Below are 16551 nucleotides of genomic sequence, written 5' to 3'. Positions count from 1 at the left end.
CTGCCGTATCCGTAATTGTGCTGCAAGTCTAAGGTCTTGCCGGGCAATAGGCGACAACAAAATCGGCCGGGCCGACGCCAAGGCGCCCTCGTCAGTGCAGCTTGACGTGCGGCTCGGTGCGGCGGGTGATCAGGCGCGCCAGCGTGTCCAGCGACACCTTCGCGAGCCCGTGCAGCGCGTATTCGTGCATCTTGTAGAGCGACAGATACATCATCCGCGCGAACAGGCCTTCGAACACCAGATTGCCGCCGACCAGCGCGCCCATCATCGAGCCGACCGTGCTGAACTCGCCGAGCGACACCAGCGAGCCGAAATCGTGATAGCGGTAGTCCGCCAGCGGCTCGCCCCTGACGAAGCGCGGAATCTGCTTGTAGAGATGCGACGCCTGCTGATGCGCCGCCTGCGCCCGCGGCGGCACGTTGCCGCGCTCGCCCCAGGAGCAGGCCGAGCAATCGCCGATCGCGAAGACGCGCTCGTCGCGCGTGGTCTGCAGGGTCTGCCTGACCACGAGCTGGTTGATGCGGTTGGTCTCCAGGCCCGCAATGTCCTTCAGGAAGTCGGGCGCCTTGACGCCCGCGGCCCAGACGATCAACTCGGCCGGGATGACACGGCCGTCGACAAGGCTGACCTTGTCGGCGCCGACCTCGGCGACCTTGGCGCCAACCAGGACCTCGACGCCGAGCTTTGCGAGCAGCTTCTCGGTCTCGCGCGAGACCCGCTCAGGCAATGCCGGCAACACCCGGCCCGCGGCCTCGATCAGCGTGATCCTGATGTCCTTCTCGGCGTCGACCTGGTCGAGACCATAGGCCACCACCTCGCGCGTCGTGCGATGCAGCTCCGCGGCCAATTCGACACCGGTCGCGCCGGCGCCGATAATCGCGACCTTCAGCTGGTGCGGCGCGATCGGCGACGACTGCGAATGGACGCGGATGCAGGCGTTGACCATGCGCTCGTGGAAGCGCCTGGCGTCGCGCTGCGATTCCAGCTTGATGGCGTGGTCGACGACGCCGGGCGTGCCGAAATCGTTGTTCTGGCTGCCGATGGAAATGACGAGCACGTCATAGGGGATGGTCCGCTGCGGCGTGACCTCGCGCCCCTCGGCGTCGAGGTAGGGAGCCACCAGCACCTCGCGCTTGTCGCGGTCGAGGCCGATCATGTCGCCGATGCGGTAGTGAAAGCCGTGCCAATAGGCCTGGGCGAGATAGTCGACCTCGTGCGCGGAGATGTCCATGCTGCCGGCCGCGATCTCGTGCAGCTTCGGCTTCCAGACATGGGTACGGTTGCGCTCGACCAGCGTGACGTCGAGCTTGCCCTTGCGGCCGTATCTGTCTCCGAGCCGGGTCGCGAGCTCCAAGCCGCCGGCGCCACCGCCGACGATCACGATGCGAGGAACACCAGACTGCGCAACGGCCATCATCCAATCTCCCCGAGGGTGACCGCGGCGCGACGGAATGACTGCGATGTCACTCCGGCTGCGTCATCACTTCGGCACCGCCGCCCCAGCCAGCGCGACCATGTTCACGATAGGCCGTATCGTCGCGATGGTCAGACCATGCCGGCCTTGCGGCACCAGGCAGGATGCCTCCACGGTAAACCCCTGCCCGCCGCCACCTTAGCAGATTATCCGAGATGTTGGCGGCATCGCGATTGGGCAGGGCCGCGGCCGGCGCTACCGACGCTGGAATGCGACAGCAGCGCCCACCGCGACCGCAGGCCTATCCCGTGGTGACTGCGACTTCGACATCGGCGGGATCGATATCGCGATCGAGCGCGATGCGCAGCTTGTCGCGATCGAGCTCGCCTTCCCACCACGCCACGATCACGCAGGCGACGCCGTTGCCGCACAGATTGGTCAGTGCGCGGCACTCGCTCATGAACTTGTCGATGCCGAGCACGATCGCCATGCCCGGAACGAGCTCCGGCCGCACAGCCGCAAGCGTTCCGGCCAGGGTGATGAAGCCGGCGCCGGTGATGCCCGAGGCGCCCTTCGAGGTCAGCATCGCGACCAGCAGGATCGTGATCTGCTCGCCGAAGGAGAGGTGAACGTTCATCGCCTGCGCGATGAACAGCGTCGCCAGCGTCATGTAGATGTTAGTGCCGTCGAGATTGAACGAGTAGCCGGTCGGAACCACCAGGCCGACGACCGGCTTGGAACAGCCGAGCCGCTCCAGCTTCTCCATCATCTGCGGCAGCGCGCTCTCGGATGACGAGGTGCCGAGCACGATCAGCAGCTCGTCCTTGATGTATTTGAGGAACTTGAAGATCGAGAATCCGGCGATGCGGGCGATGATGCCGAGCACGATCACGACGAAAGCGAGTGACGTGAGATAGAAGGTCGCGATCAGGCCGGCGAGGTTGCCGAGCGCCTGCGGCCCGTAGCGACCGATGGTGAAGGCCATGGCGCCGAAGGCACCGATCGGAGCGGCCTTCACCACGAGGGCGATGACGCCGAAGATCGCGTGCGCGGCGTCGTCGATGAAGGCGCGCATCGTATGGCCGCGCTCACCGAGCGTCATCAGGGCGATGCCGAACAGGATCGAGAACAGCAGCACCTGCAGGATATCGCCCTGCGCGAACGCTCCGACCACCGTGTCCGGGATGATGTGAAGCACGAAGTCGACCGACTTCATCTCGCTCGCCTGCTTGGCGTAGTTGGCGACGGCGGCGGTGCCGGCGTTGCTCTGGCCCTGGAACCCTGCCCCCGGCTGAATGAAATTGCCGACGATGAGCCCGAGCGCAAGCGCGAAGGTCGAGACGATCTCGAAATAGATCAGCGCCTTGACGGCAACGCGCCCGACCTTCTTCACCTCGGAGACGTGCGCGATGCCCGACACGACGGTGCAGAAGATGACCGGCGCGATCACCATCTTGATCAGCTTGACGAAGCCGTCGCCCAGCGCCTTGATCCATTCGTTCTTGCCGAGCTCGGGCCAGAGCCAGCCGACGATGACACCGAGCACGATCGCGAACAGGACCTGCACATAGAGGACCCGGTAGAACGGCTTCTGCGGTGGTGCCGCGGCCGCTGTGGTGGTTGCAGACATCGTATCTTCTCTCCCTGATCTTACTCGGTCTATCTCTCTGGTCTGCCTATGACCCGCTTCCGCGCCGGCTCCATTGCATGCCGGAGCAACGTCATGCGTCCGGACGCGGGCCGGGCCGGGGGGCGGACCCGCGAAGCTGCGCAGGCGGAATCGCCTGTCGCCGGATCTCAGGTGAGGGATGGGCTGTGGGCTGGCATCCGGACGTCCCTCGCATCTGTTGTTCTGGAGCTGGCGCTCGTTTGGCGGCTCATTAAGCAGCAATCGTGCCAGCGGAGCGGCGCAGCATGGGGCGCCTGCATGTCCTTCAGTTTGCTACGATTTGTGAACCATCACGCGGCGGGCGGTCAAGGCACAGCGCGCGGTTTGTCTGGACTTCCGGAATTTTGCCGTCGCAGGCACCCGAAACATCGGACGTACCGGCGACATTGTCCCACGGGCGATATCCAGCCCTGCCTGTCGGGCGCTCGACCTGGCTGGGGCGGGAGGGATCGAACCTCCGAATGGCGGGATCAAAAGCTACGGGCGTCCGCTGTAAATCAACGCCAATTCTGAATTTGGCGCAGATTCTAGCCCTAGTACCCGGCGGACAGAACCTGGGATGTGGCGGTTCCGGCATCGACTGCGCCACGCTGTCCATCCGCAATGTTGGCCGAGACCAACTGCATTCCCGCCGCCGCGTGCTGGACATTGCGCGAGATATCCTGCGTGACAGCGCCCTGCTGCTCCACGGCCGATGCGATCGTCGACGAAATCTCCTGCAGCTTCTCGATTGTGATGCCGATCTCGCGGATGGCACCGACCGATTGCTGGGGGGCGGACTGGATGCTCGAGAGCTGCTGGCCGATCTCGCCGGTGGGCCGCGTCGTTCGCGACTTTGACATGGCCGGCAGCCGGAAAGAAGGACGCAACGGCGGCTCCCCTTGGTCAAAGCTCGCGGACCCGGCGAGGATGCGCCTTCGTATGCCATGCCCAGGCTGACCTGATGATCGTATGCAGGTCCGATCGCAATGGGCGGAACTGGAGATCGTCGTTGGCAGCTGTGGGGTCCGCCACCAACGTGGACGGGTCACCGGGGCGACGATCCTTCATCGTTGTGGGCGGCGCAGAACCGGTTTCCCGCTCAATGGCGTGCAACACCTCTTTGACCGAATAACCCTTGCCGGTTCCGAGATTGAACGCTCGTCCGACAATTTTCCTTTCGTTTCTCATCAAGGCATGGATCGCCCTCACATGCGCATCTGCCAAATCGCTGACATGAATGTAGTCCCGGACTGCCGATCCATCGGGAGTATCGTAATCATCCCCGTAGACGGCGAACTCATCCAGGTGTCCCTGAATGACCATCAGCGCCCGCGGAATCAGATGAGTTTCGGGGTCCCGAAGTTCGCCGATGAGCCCGCAATCATCTGCCCCGCAAGCATTGAAATAGCGCAACCGAATCGCGTTGAACCCATATGAAGCCTCGAAGTCCCCGATGATCTGCTCGGCCATCCATTTCGATCTGCCGTATGGATTTACGGCATGCCCTGCTTGGGCTTCTCTGATGGGCATCAGAGGTACTTCGCCATAGACTGCGCCGGTGCTCGAAAAAACAATGTTGGAGCATCCGGCCTTGCGCATGGAGTCGAGCAGCGTCAGCGTGCCGACCACGTTGTTACGATAATAAATGTGAGGATGCGATACAGACTCACCCACCAGGCTCGATGCCGCCAAATGAATAACGGCCTGGATCTCAAACTCCCTCAGCGCTGCAACGAGGCTCCGTTCGTCCAGGATGTCCCCCGTAACAAGAGGGCCCCAGTTCACAAACGATCGATGGCCGATTGCAAGGTTGTCGTAGCAGACAGGCTCAAATCCAGCTTCCCTAACTGCCTTGCAACAATGTGACCCGATGTATCCGGCTCCGCCCGTAACAAGAATCCGCCGCCCAGCACCCATGCAAGAACTCGCTTTCTTCAGCCGAAACCTTCCCGCCTCGCAATCTCAACCAGTGCGATCAAATATCGACACGACACCTTTCGATCGATACCATGGGTTATCGTTGTGGTCGACCGCCTTGCTCGAGTCCCGCTCATTCGGGTGACGGCCTCCAACGTGCTGCAGTCGTCGTAGCTATCCATTCAAGGCAGCGATCCGGCCAGTTTGCGACCTCGCCGCCATGAATTCCGAGGCCAAAGCCATGGCCGCCGTGGTCACAGATCATGGCCTCCACAGGCACGGTCGCCGCGCGCAGCGCCTCAAGATAGACGAAGCTATTCTCTGGCTTGGCGACGGTGTCGTCCCGAGCGTGAACGACAAATGTCGGAGAGACGCCTGGCGTGACGGCCCGCTCAAACGAGTAACGTCCGGCCACGGCATCGGATGGAGACTTCCCGAGCAGGGCCTTGCGTGATCCAGCATGGGTAATGGCTCGATCCATTGAGATGACGGGGTAGACCAGGATGGCAAAGGCCGGCGATCCCGCCGACCGCGAGGCCCATGCCACCATATGCCCGCCGGCCGAGAAGCCCATGGCGCCGATCCGATCGGAGCGGATCCCCCACACCGTCGCATGGGCGCGCGTTACCGCCAGCGCTTCGTCGAGATCGGCCATCGGCAACGGCGGGGCGGCGTCCGCCCGATCCGATTGCGGCAGCCGGTATTTCAGGACAAGGCCGGCGATGCCCCGCGCCGCCAGCCAGCGCGCGACGTCATGACCTTCCTTGTCGATGGTGACGCCGGCATAGCCGCCGCCCGGACAGATGACGATCGCCGTTCCGGTCGCGATCCGCCGCTCGGGGAGGAACACCGTCAAGGTCGGCCGGCCGACGACGCGCACCGACCGGTCGGGACGACTGACGCCACGCTCTTCGATCCGATCGGCCATCGCCGATCCGCCGTTCCTGGTGCCCAGCGCCAACTCGATCGGCAGCCGCCCGTCGCCCGTCGTCGTCCACGACGATCCCATCTGCAGGACCCCGCGCAGAACATGCTCGACGCCCTCGATGGCTGGCAGCGCCAACGTCTTGGCTGAAGATGTCTTGGCAGAAGATGTCTTGGCTGACGACGCCGCTGCCTCCAAGCCCACAGCGGCATAGCGGCCGCGAACCAGCCGCAGGAGGCGCGCAATGCCGGATTGGGGACTGTCCGTCACGACGGGAATGCCGAACAGGACGCCCAAAATGGCGCCCCAGTTCGCACCGCGCGACGACGGCACGTAGAGAGCCGCGGGCCGACGGCTACGCAACTGCCAAGCCAGCCGCATCAGGCCGGAGAACCGCGTGAGTCCGGCCGGCCAGAGTTCCGGCGCAAACCAAGTGGGATCGAAACCGTCGCACAAGGTGGCGGCTCGCGCCAGCGATGCCGCGTCGGCATCGTCGAACAGAATTGCCAATCGGAACGGTGTGGGCGCCTTCATCGCCCCGGCCGAAGCGCACGTTGTGCTGTTCATCGCGTCCGCAGACCGTCAGACCACGTCGGCGAAGCCGCGCTTCGTGCGCATGAAGAAAGCATAGCCAGCAACAGCGACAACGACGCCAGCGGCGAACATCGCGCCCAGCCTCCCCCATTCCGGCGCAAGCCCCAGCACGGCGACCTTGCGCGCATCATCGACCAGCGCAGCAATCGGATTGAGATCGAACAACCATCGGAATTCCGAGGGGACACTGCTCAGCGAATAGAAGATCGCGCTGGCAAACATGAGCACTGTCAGCAACAATGGCACCATCGCGTTGAGATCCCTGACAAACACGCCGAGACTGGACAGCAGCCAGCTCAAGCCCAATGCAAAGCAGATCAACGGCGCGACCACGAGCGGAAGCAGCGTCGCCGTGGCCGGAACCGTACCGTGCGCCAGCAGGACGCCACAGAAGAATGGGACGAAGCTGACGATCATCTGCACGAGCGCGGCCGCCACGGCCGACAGCGACAGAATCTCCAGCGGGAAAACCACCTTGGTGACGAAGTTAGGTTTCGAGACGACCAGAGCGGGCGAGCGTCCGACCGCCTCGGCGAAGAAATCGAATAGGATCAGCCCGCAGAACATCGAGAGCACGAAGTCCAGCTTGCCCGCGCCACCGCCGAGTTGCGGCTGCAGGATGAAGCCGAAGACGACCACATAAACAGTCAGCATCCCCAGCGGCCGCAACAGCGACCAGACAACGCCCAGATACGAGCCGCGGTAGCGCGCCAGAATATCCCGCAAGGTAAACTGCCGAAGCAGCGTGCCGTGCGCGACCAGTCTGCGCACGATTTCCCACGGCAACAGCAGTTGCGGCCAGGAAAAATGATCTCGCGATTGCTGCACGGCCGCCATGTTACGTCGCCCCCGCTACGAAACCATAAGTATCAACAAGTTTGACAGTAGCGCCAAACGAGTGCAAGCAAATAGCTGAATTTCGCAAGCCGACAGCGACGATTCCGCACCCTTCTCAGGCACAGCGCTCATGACGACCGAGCATCAGGATCGCTTTCCGGCTTGGGCTCTGGCGCTCTTGACCTTCGTCGGATCAGCGCTGATCGCGTTGCCCTCGTTTCCCGGACGGATGAATGCCGATGCGCTCGACCTGTATGGCCAGGCACTCGGCGACCGCTTTCACGACTGGCACGCTCCTCTCGTGGCCTGGCTGTGGAGAACGATCGGCGCCTCTCCGTCCCTGGTCGCGGGGCATACCACGCTGATCGTCTTTGCGATCGTTTATGCGGTCGTCCTCACCTTACGCGCCAATGGCCTTTCGTCGCCGGCGGCGTTGCTGGCCGCGTTCGGATTCGCGTTGTTCCCACCCGTACTCAACCACCTCGTTGCGGTCTCGAAGGACACCTGGGTGGCCGCGCTATTCGTCGCGACCTTCGCGATGTCCTCGGCGGCCGCGCCAACCAGGCTCGTCCATACGCGCGCAGCCCTGATTGCGCTCGCGCCATCGATACGCCCGGAGACCGTTCTCCTGCTGCCGCTGTTCATTTGGGGCGAGTACGTCCTGGCCGGACGAAAATTGCTCCCCGCCGCCCGCTTCGCCGGGGTCTTGCTCCTCACCGCCGCCGCGCTAGGCCTGTTCGTCGCAAAAGTCGTCAAGCCTGAAGCCCGGCATGCCGAGGGCGGGATCTTTCTGTTCGACCTCGCCGGCATTTCGATCCGGACCGATCAGCTCTTGCTGACTCCCGCGAGCTTTCCCGCCAACGATCTTGCTGTGCTGCAGCGGCACTACTGGAGCGACAGCCTGTCTCCGATCGCATGGGCGAATCCCGAAAGCGAAATGGTGCGGTTCGTCGTCGGCGACGACTTGGCAGAACTGCGTCGCCGCTGGGAGAGCGCCGTTGTGGCCTATCCGCTCGCATATCTCGACACCCGCAGCGTCATCGTGCGCGAGTACCTGCGCGGGCATTGGACGTACCATCCCGGCATCGATTCAAATCCTCGTATTCACCTCTTTTGGCCGAAGGCGAACGGAATGGTGAATGCCTATCTCGATGCCGCGCCTCAATGGCTCTCCAGCCATTGGCTGCCGATGATCGGAGCCGTCGTCCTTCTGGCGGCCATAGTGCGGCTGAAGCTGCATCGGCGTCGACCAGAGTGGATGGTCTATCTGGTCGTGGCTATCGCCTATCAGGTCATGCTGCTTCCCCTCATCGTCGTGCCGGATTATCGGTTCGGATATGCGGGCGTGATCCTGTTCTTCCTGATCCTTGGGTTGACGTCGCGCGATCTCGCGCTGATGGAACGAGCGCGGACTGTGGGCGATGACCATGGGACCAAGGCGGAGGGCGTCGCCGGCGGGTTGGCCGCGCCGGCGTCGACGTCCGCGGGATTACCGGGTCAGAAGCCAATAAACCGCGCGCTGCACCGGTGAGCCCCGACGATTGCGGCCGGCGTGCCAATAATCGTGCCGGAGCACCCATCGGAACGACTGCGGTCGCGCCAGCATCCGCAGGCTGTGCGGATAGGCCAGCAGTCGTCTTGCGTATACGGCACCGAATCCTTCTCCGTGCGGAATATCGCCGACATGACGCGCCTCGGCTTCGGTCGGATACTGCAGGAAGCGCTTCAATTGCGCCGCCGCCGCGTCCTTGGACAAGGCGAGGTCCGGAAACCGGACCTTCAGCGCCAGATAATCGTCAACGAATTGCATCGCCCCTTGTTGCATGCGCACGATACTCTCGACCCTGTAGGGCTCGAGATCGGTGGACGCCCTGACCGGAAAATAGTTGCCGTCGACGTCGCGCTCGATACGAACGATCGTGCCCTCCGTCGCCGAAAACAACAATTCGACGACTTCGACCCCCTCCCAGATCAAGCGCCGGTAGTCGTCCGGTTCGCCTCGCCGGAAAAGATAGGCGTCGTGGGGATATTTCTCGTCGGGCAGAACGATCTCGTGCGCGAACCCATATGTGCCGAGGTAGAGTCCGGTAATCTCCGGGCAATCCCCCCTCTCGCGCAGCATATCGGTGATCGACCGCTGCATCGTACCATGCCACCCGACGTCGATCAGGCCAACGCGGCGGCCCCCCACCAGACCGGAAGCGCTCAAATAGTCCAGCAGAACCTCACGTTCCTCGCGCGCGTTCTCGCAGATCGGTCCTGCAAGCCCGAGGAACAATTGCCGCAGGCGCCCATAGTCCGCTTCCGTCTTGACCTCGTGGTCGGGGCCGCTAAATCCAGCCGCACCGAAAGCTCCCTCATGTTTGCGCCAGTCGACGCCAGCGCGCTCGATGAATTGCGCCGCTGTAAGCACCGATGTCCCGCCCGACAGAAACCGGATGACATCCTCATTGAGGTCCTTGATCGCCGCCACGTTAAGCGCACGCCTCGAACCATAAAGATAGTGAGTCTCTTTGACCGCTCCATCTGTCGCGGCGGCCAGCTTGTCATAGACCTGCTGCATAACGAGCCCTTCACGGGCCAGGAAATACAGGGCGTCCAACTGGCGCGCCTTAGCCTGCTCAATCAACCATTCCGTGAAGCCGACAAACAGCGGACCGGCCGTTACATAGCCGAAATCCTCCCAAAAGCTCTCCTCGCGCGAGACCGGCACGGCGTTCCGCCTTGCATGAGTGATCCGGTTGGCGATCAGCCCCTGCGCGACCGACCTTGCCGCAGATGCAGGCTCCGATGTCTTCCACACCTTCGAGGCGCGATGAGAGCTCATATACGCGTCCATGCAGCGCCGGTAATGCCAGGTCGACATTCCATGCTTCCGTCCCATCTCGATATCCGCGCGGACATTGTCGCCGATGTGGAGCCAGCGCTGACCTTCACCGGGCAGGCGCGCTCGCGCTTCGGCATGGAGCTCGCCGGTTGACTTCGTCTTCTTCGAGACCGACGAAACCAGCAAGGCTTCATGGCCGTCGTAGCCGGCATTCCGCAGCAGATCGGCGATCACGTGCTCCGGAAGGTACGAATCGGAGATGAAGGCGATTCGCTTGCCGCGATCGCGGCACCAGCGATAGGCATCATGAATGAACGGATTGCGCCGGCAGACGTCGAGCTCCGCCTCGATCTCCATTTGAGCAACGGCCTTAGACAACTCCGAATCGATAGCCAGGGACTCGGAAAGAGTGTCGTAGATTTCGTCCAACGTGACTTCCCGGGCACGATGGCTTTGCCAGGCGCGTTCGCGCGCCAACCGCTCCGCATCGCGCCGCGCCGCCGCGAACTGAATTGAATCGGCGCCGAGCCTGCGGCGCACAGCCGGCTCCATCAACAGAAAGAGATCATCGGGCTCCGCCAACGCGCGAAGAATCGACGTATCGAAGACGTCGAATGAAACGACGTCGGCGTCATCAAGTCTGGATTGGAGTTCCGCGTCCATGTCGCTTTGCATGCTCAATCGAATTTTCTTCGGCGAAAGACGCGATGAAGAAAGCCCTTGTCCTGGCGCCGCTTTCGAAGCCACGCCTCCAATAGAAACATCTGCCACGAAATATTGGCCAGGGTGCCGATCCCGGTGCGGCCGCTATTCAGTTCCTGACGAAGCCATTCGTTGCGGAGGAAGACGCTGTAGTTCTCATGCTGGTGGCTCTGATCGACGACCGAATTGCTGTATTCGACCGCGCCTGCCGGCAAACGATGGTGATAATAGGCCAGGCATTCGCACAGCACTCCGATCTCGAAGGATTGCAGGAATCGGACATTAAATTCCCAGTCACCCAGAACCGGAAGATCCTCCCGGAACGGGCCGATCTTCACCAGCGCATCTCTCCTGAACAGGAACGAGATCGGCGGGAACATGTTTTGCGCCAGCATGCGAAACAAATGCACCCCCTTCACCCAGGAATTGAAATCGTGTCGTTGCACGGTCTCGATCCGGTCCTCCCTGATGGACTCGACGACTCTCTCCGTGTGGGTGATCACGCCGGCCAGTTTCGGAAACGTCGCATTCGCCTCCATATAGGCCACAGTCTTACTGAGGAAGTCCGGTCGCCATGCGTCGTCATCGTCGTGAATAACGATATAGCGGCTGGATGTCGCTTCAACGCCTTGATTTGACGCGGCTTCCATGCCGCGCGATGTATTATTGTGGATGACGTGGCAACGACCTGCATAGCGGCCCGTGCGCTGGGCGATCAGTCCGTCGACCGTGGCAGGATCGCCGCCGTCGTTGACCACGACGTGAATCCAATTCTCGAAGCTCTGGCCCAACACGCTGTCCAGGGCGCGCGGCAACAGCAACGGACGGTTCCTGGTCCGCGTGATCACCGCAACAGTGTCATCCATTTGATGATATCCCCAATCCATCCCGTCAATCACCGTCGGAGCGACGAACGATGCCGATCGCGCGCAACCAGCCAGAAGGCTGCCGTCTTTCCAGTTCGCCGACGCGCTGTTTGAATCTCTCGCTTTCCTGCCACCAGCGGTCGGTCTGCTCCCTCTGCCATTGCAAGTCGATGGCGGCGCGGTAGCGCTCGACGAGCCATTCGCCGCGGTAGAGATAGCCGCGGATCTTGTCCGGCACGCCTTCCGCGAGCCCGGCGCGGTACCAGCGTTCGCCCTTGGGAAAGAGGATGCCGAGCCCCCACCGGTTCAGGAATTCGAAGTGCGGATGGCGCTGCTTGATCTCTGCCCAGAAACGGGCGGACTCGTAGCCCGATGACGGCGCGATATCGTGCATCAGGACGATTCCGTCCGGGGCAAGCTTTGGCAACCAGGTGGTGAAATCGCTGCGAACCGCATCATAGGTGTGCAGGCCGTCGATATGCAGCAGATCGATCGAATCGTCGTCGAACGCTTCCGTCGCCTGATCGAAGCGGGCGCGATGCAGCACAAAGCGATCATCGGCGAACGAGCCGGCCATCGTCTTCGCGGCCGTCTCGTACACTTCGCCGCCATAGCGGCCGCAGTGCTCGTCGCCTTCCCACGTATCGATGCCGACGACCCGGCTCGGCAGATCGCGATCTTTGACCGCCTGGCAGAAGGCAAAATAGGAGCAGCCGTAGTGAACGCCGAGTTCGACGATCAGGCGCGGCCGCGAAAAGCCGACCAGATCATAGGCGAAGTCGCGGTGCCCCTGCCAGGGGGATATCGCGAGCTGCGGGTTCAGGACATCCGACTCGTAAGCTGGTTCGCTGACGACCCAGGCTGGTTGCTGCGACAAGTCGGCGGAATGCTCGGGCTCGATCATACGCCACACCGGATTGATGGAGGCGCTGCCGAACCGGGGGCTGGCCAGGCCGTGGAACCGCCAAGCGGCACGATGTCGAGCTTCGTTATCGGGTTGTTGAAGATGCCGTGGATCGCCCGACCAGGACTGATGGCGTTGAGCTTGACGACGTTATGAGCCCAGCATTGGACGACGTGCCGCAGCGGATCCGTCCCCTCGCCAATGCCGACCGTAAGGGTGTAGTCGCCCGGCTGGATTTCCGGCCAGACAAATTCGAGCCGCACGAGGTGTTCGCCGGGATCGAGTGCGACGACGCCGCGAGCGAGGCTACAACTGTTCTCGCCGCAGATTTGATTGCCGTGACGGTCGCTGAGCAGATAGCCGACGATCACGTGCGTCTTCGTTGCGGCGCACCCCAGCAACAGGTCGACGCTGATCCGGTCCCCCGCCTGAACCATACCGGCCGGAGCAAGATCAGGTTTGGTGACGGCGACCCGCCTGATCAGAACGTCCCCCGCCCCGCTCAATTGCGACGATTTGAGATCAATCCATGGCAGCCGCTCGAACCTGTTCGCGTCCATGTCCGCGCCCGGCGCGGAGCGTCTGCCCAGCGCTGCGGAGCCGGCGTCCGCCACGGAACGGTCGCGTCCGTCGGAGACGCGGTGCGACATCCTGATGTAGAAATCGACTGCATCCCTGGAGCTTCCGGCGAAGACGATTTCGCCGCGGTCGAGCACATAGGCGTATTCGGTCACGCTGCGGATCGCCTGGAGGTCGTGCGTGACGAAGACCTTGGTGACATCGGCCATCGCCTCCCTCATGTGGCGGATGCATTTCTGCTGGAAGAAGATGTCGCCGACGCTCAGCGCCTCATCAACCAGCAGCACCTCCGGCTTGAGACAGGCGGAGGTGGCGAACGCCAGACGGACGGTCATGCCGCTGGAATAGGTCTTGGTCGGTTGGTCGATGAAGTCGCCGATGTCCGCAAACGCGGCGATTTCGTCGAATTTCGCGTCGGTTTGCCGCCGGCTCATACCGCGGATGGCCGCATTCAGATAGACATTCTCACGCCCCGAAAAGTCCGGATCGAAGCCGCTGCCAAGCTCGAGCATGGCGGCAATGCTGCCGACGACGGCGATCTCGCCCTGGCTCGGCGTCAGCGTCCCAGCGAGCAGCTGCAAGAGCGTGCTCTTGCCTGAACCATTGCGGCCGATGATGCCGACACTGGCGCCGCGCCGCACCTCGAGCGAGACGTCATGCAGGGCGTAGTAGTTGCGCACGGCGCCATGCGACAATCGCTCGCAGGTGTCTCGCACCGCGGCCGGCAGGAACGGCAGTTGGCCAAGCCGCCCGAGCATCGGCCCATGTAGGCGCGCCGCCGGCGACGACCAGACCGTATAGGCTTTGGAGACGTTCTCGACTTTGATGGCGAGTGATGGCATCTGCGCAGACTGCGGACGAAGGCCATGCCATCAAACATCAACGAGCAGGCCCTGGCAATTGCAACCTTGAAGATGTCCGATATCTATCAATCCGGGGCGAAGAACGGTAGAGAAGAACGACGGAATCGTTGAATACAATTCGTACCGGTATTCTTTCTTGATCTGGGACAACACATTGCCCCGCTGGGCGCCGCTTCTGCCGGCCAAGCTTCGCTTCCGGCACATGCTGGCGGCGCATCACGGCGGACGGACAACGGGCCGGTTCGTACCTGTCCCGGAGGAACCGCCGCCCGACCCGCGCCGCGCGCCACTCCGCATTCACTTCTGGACACCCAATCCGTGGCCCAGCACCGCCATCCATGTCGATCGGGTCGTACCGGAGTTGCGCCGTCAAGTCGCAGCTCTCGGTCTGCCTTGGCAGATCGATGCCGGAGGCCTCCCCACAGCGCCGGTGGATTGGCTGCTCTGCCTCAAGGCGGTCCCGCCGCGTGGCCTGTGCTCACCGCATCGTACCGTCCTGCTGCAGCCCGACGACGCGGATCGGGTCTGGGCGAATCTCGACCGCTTCGCTCATGTCGTCTCGGTTTCCTCTCCGGTATTCGCATCGTTCTTAGGGACTGCCCATTCCCGCACCTGGTTCATCGAGGAGACCGAAACGGTCGATCTCATCGAAAGCGGCGGCGCCGCGCTCGACGCTGCGGCACCCTCGCAACGACCGCCACTCTTGTTGTGGCATGGTACGCGGGAAAGCCTCGATGGTCTCGTCGCCCTGAAGGACGCGCTCGCTTCGCTCGGCCGCGACACCGATGCCGAACTGGTCATCCTCACGAACCTTCCGGAGCGGAGCGAACGGTGGGGTGCTCTGCCAGTCCGCTACGCCGCCTGGTCGCCCAAAGCGCTGTGCGCGCTGGCAGCCCAGGCCCGGCTGGGCATCGTCCCGGCGCGGCCGTCAGTTCCCGATTCCTATCTCAAGTCTGCCGGCCGCATGCGTGGTCTGTTCGCCCGGGGATGTCCGGCCATCGGCGACGCCCGGTCGCCGGATGTTGTCGCCTTCAGCGAGATCTGCGGCATGCCGTCGGCGCAGACCGCGGATCAATGGCGCGACGCGATTCGGCAGATCTGGAACGATGATGTGCGGCTGGATCGCATTGCGCGTCAGGGACATGCCCAGATGCGCGCGCATTACAATACGGCTCGAACCGCGGCCCAGTGGCTTTGGTTCCTCGGCGGTGGGGCCGAAGGGCCCGACCGCCACGGCAGCCCCCATCCCGCTGCCTTGCCCCGAGACCGCACATGACCGCAACCGGCGAGAACAGCCGCTCCTCTTCTGCGGTGGTGCATCGCCGCACGACCTCGTCGCCGCTGACGATCGAGCAGGTCCACACCCGCGCGCAACTACACGATTTCATCGTCCTGCCGCGAGTGATCTACAACGGGATGCCGGGTTTCGTCGCTCCGCTCGACTACGAACGGCGGCAGATGCTTGATCCCCGGCACAACTCATTCTTCACGCATGGGCAGGCAGCCTATTGGATCGCCATGCGGAATGGTCGGCCGCAGGGACGCATCTCGGCCCAGATCGATCACGCTGCCACCGGGCCGGAAGCGGCCGACATCGGACTGTTCGGGTGTCTCGACGCGATCGACGACGGCGACGTCGTCAACGCGCTGTTCGTGGCCGCGGAGGCTTGGCTGCGTCGGCAGCGGCGCAAGGTGGCTCGGGGACCGTTCCTGCTGTCGATCAATGGCGAATCTGGCCTTCTCCTGGAAGGGCAACAGGAGCCGCCGATGACGCTGTTCCCATGGCATCCCGGCTATCTCGATGGTCGCGTTCGCGACGCCGGATACGCGCTCGTCCGAGAGTTGCTCTGCTTCGAGTACAATAGAATGGACGTCGGCACCGAGGGGCGTTTCGAACGATTCTCCTCCATGCGACGTCACGCCGGCATCACCACGCGCGACATTCATCTCGACGCCCTCGACGCCGACATGGAGCTGGCGAGGCAGATCTTCAATGATGGTTGGCAGGACAATTGGGGCTTCACCCCGACCACGCAGTCCGATGTGCGTGCACTGACGGCCCAATTCAAGCCGATGCTGTTTTCGGACGCTGGATTTTTCATCGAGGTCGATGGCGAGCCCGCAGCATTCATGCTGGCGATTCCCAACTTGTTCGATGTCGCCGCCGGGCTCGGGCCTGTCCCGAGCCTCGTCGGCTGGCTCAAGCTGTTGATCCGCATCAAACGCGCGAAGTACCGTTCCTTCAGAATTGTCCTACTCGGCATGGCCTCGAAATACCGCAGCAGCGCTCTCCGCGCAGCGATTGCGGCCGTCATGGTCGAGGAACTCTGGAAGCGCGGATCGACGCTGGGCATCGACCGGGCAATAGCCGGGTGGGTTCTCGACAACAACCCCCTGGCGCAATCCCTGACCCGGATCGGATTGCGACAGTCCCACACCTATGGAGTCTACGAGAAGAGCATTGTAGACTGA

12 protein-coding genes and 1 pseudogene are annotated in these 16551 nt (G+C 62.9%); 3 read left to right on the top strand and 10 right to left on the bottom strand.

The window, feature by feature from the left end:
• Positions 1-91 precede the first annotated feature (91 nt).
• From QX121_RS18470 to QX121_RS18445, 6 genes and pseudogenes are all read right to left on the bottom strand, one after another.
• Positions 92-1414: an NAD(P)/FAD-dependent oxidoreductase gene (locus QX121_RS18470; protein ID WP_315812769.1), complete on the bottom strand. Its 1323-nt coding sequence runs from the start codon at positions 1412-1414 to the stop codon at positions 92-94.
• Positions 1415-1715: 301 nt separating this feature from the next.
• Positions 1716-3044 carry a dicarboxylate/amino acid:cation symporter gene (locus QX121_RS18465; RefSeq protein ID WP_315741096.1) on the bottom strand — a complete coding sequence of 443 codons (1329 nt, stop codon included), beginning with the start codon at positions 3042-3044 and terminating at the stop codon, positions 1716-1718.
• A gap of 581 nt (positions 3045-3625) precedes the next feature.
• Positions 3626-3913: pseudogene (locus tag QX121_RS18460) on the bottom strand (methyl-accepting chemotaxis protein); the annotation flags it as partial.
• Positions 3914-3968: 55 nt separating this feature from the next.
• Positions 3969-4982 (bottom strand): UDP-glucose 4-epimerase GalE, encoded by a 1014-nt coding sequence (galE, locus tag QX121_RS18455; protein WP_315812694.1) that lies wholly within the window; start codon positions 4980-4982, stop codon positions 3969-3971.
• A 133-nt stretch (positions 4983-5115) separates the two neighbouring features.
• On the bottom strand, positions 5116-6288 hold the full coding sequence (locus QX121_RS18450; RefSeq protein WP_315812693.1) for an alpha/beta hydrolase: 1173 nt from the start codon (positions 6286-6288) through the stop codon (positions 5116-5118).
• A gap of 201 nt (positions 6289-6489) precedes the next feature.
• On the bottom strand, positions 6490-7338 hold the full coding sequence (locus QX121_RS18445; RefSeq protein ID WP_315741093.1) for an ABC transporter permease: 849 nt from the start codon (positions 7336-7338) through the stop codon (positions 6490-6492).
• 130 nt (positions 7339-7468) lie between these two features.
• Here QX121_RS18445 and QX121_RS18440 point away from each other — a divergent pair, with 130 nt between their 5' ends.
• A complete protein-coding gene (locus QX121_RS18440) occupies positions 7469-8869 on the top strand; it encodes a hypothetical protein (RefSeq protein WP_315812692.1) in 1401 nt (466 codons plus the stop codon).
• On the opposite strand, the gene QX121_RS18435 is transcribed toward QX121_RS18440, so the two are convergent.
• The 4 genes from QX121_RS18435 to QX121_RS18420 are packed head-to-tail and all read right to left on the bottom strand — an operon-like array spanning position 8828 to position 13896.
• Positions 8828-10840: a hypothetical protein gene (locus tag QX121_RS18435; protein ID WP_315812691.1), complete on the bottom strand. Its 2013-nt coding sequence runs from the start codon at positions 10838-10840 to the stop codon at positions 8828-8830. The genes QX121_RS18440 and QX121_RS18435 overlap by 42 nt on opposite strands.
• 2 nt (positions 10841-10842) lie before the next feature.
• Complete coding sequence (locus QX121_RS18430) at positions 10843-11733, bottom strand: glycosyltransferase family 2 protein (RefSeq protein WP_315776290.1); 891 nt, start codon at positions 11731-11733, stop codon at positions 10843-10845.
• A gap of 25 nt (positions 11734-11758) precedes the next feature.
• A complete protein-coding gene (locus QX121_RS18425; RefSeq protein ID WP_315812690.1) occupies positions 11759-12637 on the bottom strand; it encodes a class I SAM-dependent methyltransferase in 879 nt (292 codons plus the stop codon).
• Positions 12634-13896 carry an ABC transporter ATP-binding protein gene (locus tag QX121_RS18420; protein WP_315812689.1) on the bottom strand — a complete coding sequence of 421 codons (1263 nt, stop codon included), beginning with the start codon at positions 13894-13896 and terminating at the stop codon, positions 12634-12636. Before QX121_RS18420 ends, QX121_RS18425 begins: the two co-directional genes overlap by 4 nt.
• Before the next feature lie 319 nt (positions 13897-14215).
• On the opposite strand from QX121_RS18420, the gene QX121_RS18415 reads away from it, so the two are divergent.
• Both QX121_RS18415 and QX121_RS18410 read left to right on the top strand, forming a co-directional pair.
• Complete coding sequence (locus QX121_RS18415; protein WP_315812688.1) at positions 14216-15355, top strand: glycosyltransferase; 1140 nt, start codon at positions 14216-14218, stop codon at positions 15353-15355.
• The gene (locus QX121_RS18410) at positions 15352-16551 is read left to right on the top strand and encodes a hypothetical protein (RefSeq protein ID WP_315812687.1); all 1200 of its coding nucleotides are present in this window, start codon (positions 15352-15354) and stop codon (positions 16549-16551) included. The genes QX121_RS18415 and QX121_RS18410 overlap by 4 nt, the downstream gene beginning before the upstream one ends.

Source organism: Bradyrhizobium sp. SZCCHNR2028 (assembly GCF_032380995.1).
Taxonomy (GTDB): domain Bacteria; phylum Pseudomonadota; class Alphaproteobacteria; order Rhizobiales; family Xanthobacteraceae; genus Bradyrhizobium.
Note: the sequence above shows the minus strand (reverse complement) of the source record. Positions and strands in the feature narration are given on the sequence as shown.

What these genes read in the sequence shown, in the direction of transcription:
- QX121_RS18470 (WP_315812769.1), bottom strand. Translation starts at nt 1,414, where the DNA reads ATGGCCGTTGCGCAGTCTGGTGTTCCTCGCATCGTGATCGTCGGCGGT.
- QX121_RS18465 (WP_315741096.1), bottom strand. Translation starts at nt 3,044, where the DNA reads ATGTCTGCAACCACCACAGCGGCCGCGGCACCACCGCAGAAGCCGTTC.
- galE (WP_315812694.1), bottom strand. Translation starts at nt 4,982, where the DNA reads ATGGGTGCTGGGCGGCGGATTCTTGTTACGGGCGGAGCCGGATACATC.
- QX121_RS18450 (WP_315812693.1), bottom strand. Translation starts at nt 6,288, where the DNA reads ATGCGGCTGGCTTGGCAGTTGCGTAGCCGTCGGCCCGCGGCTCTCTAC.
- QX121_RS18445 (WP_315741093.1), bottom strand. Translation starts at nt 7,338, where the DNA reads ATGGCGGCCGTGCAGCAATCGCGAGATCATTTTTCCTGGCCGCAACTG.
- QX121_RS18440 (WP_315812692.1), top strand. Translation starts at nt 7,469, where the DNA reads ATGACGACCGAGCATCAGGATCGCTTTCCGGCTTGGGCTCTGGCGCTC.
- QX121_RS18435 (WP_315812691.1), bottom strand. Translation starts at nt 10,840, where the DNA reads ATGCAAAGCGACATGGACGCGGAACTCCAATCCAGACTTGATGACGCC.
- QX121_RS18430 (WP_315776290.1), bottom strand. Translation starts at nt 11,733, where the DNA reads ATGGATGACACTGTTGCGGTGATCACGCGGACCAGGAACCGTCCGTTG.
- QX121_RS18425 (WP_315812690.1), bottom strand. Translation starts at nt 12,637, where the DNA reads ATGATCGAGCCCGAGCATTCCGCCGACTTGTCGCAGCAACCAGCCTGG.
- QX121_RS18410 (WP_315812687.1), top strand. Translation starts at nt 15,352, where the DNA reads ATGACCGCAACCGGCGAGAACAGCCGCTCCTCTTCTGCGGTGGTGCAT.